The sequence below is a fragment of the Flavobacterium aeripolare genome, assembly GCF_013294025.1.
Lineage (GTDB): Bacteria > Bacteroidota > Bacteroidia > Flavobacteriales > Flavobacteriaceae > Flavobacterium.
Map to the genome: position 1 here is coordinate 1 of NZ_JABSNL010000030.1, position 1,631 is coordinate 1,631.

The following is a 1,631-nucleotide window of genomic DNA, read 5'->3' on the forward strand; positions in this document are numbered from 1 at the left end:
ATAACTACATCTGCTGGGTTAACTGGTGTTCCGTTTAACGTATCGTTATCTAAAACATTGATTCCTGAATCTCCTCCTGCTACTCCATTGATTGGCCCTGCGACATCATCAATAGCATCGATTTTCGCTGCTGTAACTTTTACAGTAACTGTAGCTGAATCACAATTCGTAGTATTCAATACCTCACAGATTTGGTACACTAATGTGTAATCTCCTGCTGGTGTTCCTGGCGCAACTTTAACTGAAGTTCCATCTAAAGTAACTCCTGCATTAGTAGCAGATACAAATGTTGTTGTAACATCTGCCGCAACTACTGGCTTATCATTTAATGTATCATTTACTAAAACGTCAGCAACTGTAGTTCCTCCGTCTTTTCCTATGATGTCTGTTCCTTTATCGTCTACTGCATCGATTTTCGCTGCTGTAACTTTTACAGTAACTGTAGCTGAATCACAATTCGCAGGGTTTAATACCTCACAGATTTGGTACACTAATGTGTAATCTCCTGCTGGTGTTCCTGGTGCAACTTTCACTGCAGTTCCATCTAAAGTAACTCCTGCGTTAGTAGCAGATACAAATGTTGTTGTAACATCTGCTGGGTCTACTGCCTTTCCATTTAATGTATCATTTACTAAAACGTCAGCAACTGTAGTTCCTCCGTCTTTTCCTATGATGTCTGTTCCTTTATCATCTACTGCATCGATTTTCGCTGCTGTAACTTTTACAGTAACTGTAGCTGAATCACAATTCGCAGGGTTTAATACCTCACAGATTTGGTACACTAATGTGTAATCTCCTGCTGGTGTTCCTGGTGCAACTTTCACTGCAGTTCCATCTAAAGTAACTCCTGGGTTAGTAGCAGATACAAATGTTGTTGTAACATCTGCTGGGTCTACTGCCTTTCCATTTAATGTATCATTTACTAAAACGTCAGCAACTGTAGTTCCTCCGTCTTTTCCTATGATGTCTATTCCTTTATCATCTACTGCATCGATTTTCGCTGCTGTAACTTTTACAGTAACTGTAGCTGAATCACAATTCGCAGGGTTTAATACCTCACAGATTTGGTACACTAATGTGTAATCTCCCGCTGGTGTTCCTGGTGCAACCTTAACTGCAGTTCCATCTAAAGTAACTCCTGGGTTAGTAGCAGATACAAATGTTGTTGTAACATCTGCTGGGTCTACTGCCTTTCCATTTAATGTATCATTTACTAAAACGTCAGCAACTGTAGTTCCTCCGTCTTTTCCTATGATGTCTGTTCCTTTATCATCTACTGCATCGATTTTCGCTGCTGTAACTTTTACAGTAACTGTAGCTGAATCACAATTCGCAGGGTTTAATACCTCACAGATTTGGTACACCAATGTGTAATCTCCTGCTGGTGTTCCTGGTGCAACTTTAACTGAAGTTCCATCTAAAGTAACTCCTGGGTTAGTAGAAGATACAAATGTTGTTTTAACATCTGCTGCAACTACTGCCTTACCGTTTAATGTATCATTTACTAATACATTAGCAACTGTAGTTCCTCCATTCGATCCGTTAATATCTGTTCCTTTATCGTCAACTGCATCAATTTTTGGTGCAGTAACTTTTACAGTAACATTAGCTGTATCACAATTCGTAGGGTT

1 pseudogene is annotated in these 1,631 nt (G+C 39.5%); it reads right to left on the reverse strand.

Going from position 1 to position 1,631, the window contains the following annotated elements:
• Positions 1 to 1,631 (reverse strand): annotated as a pseudogene (locus HNQ00_RS16210) (hypothetical protein); the annotation flags it as partial.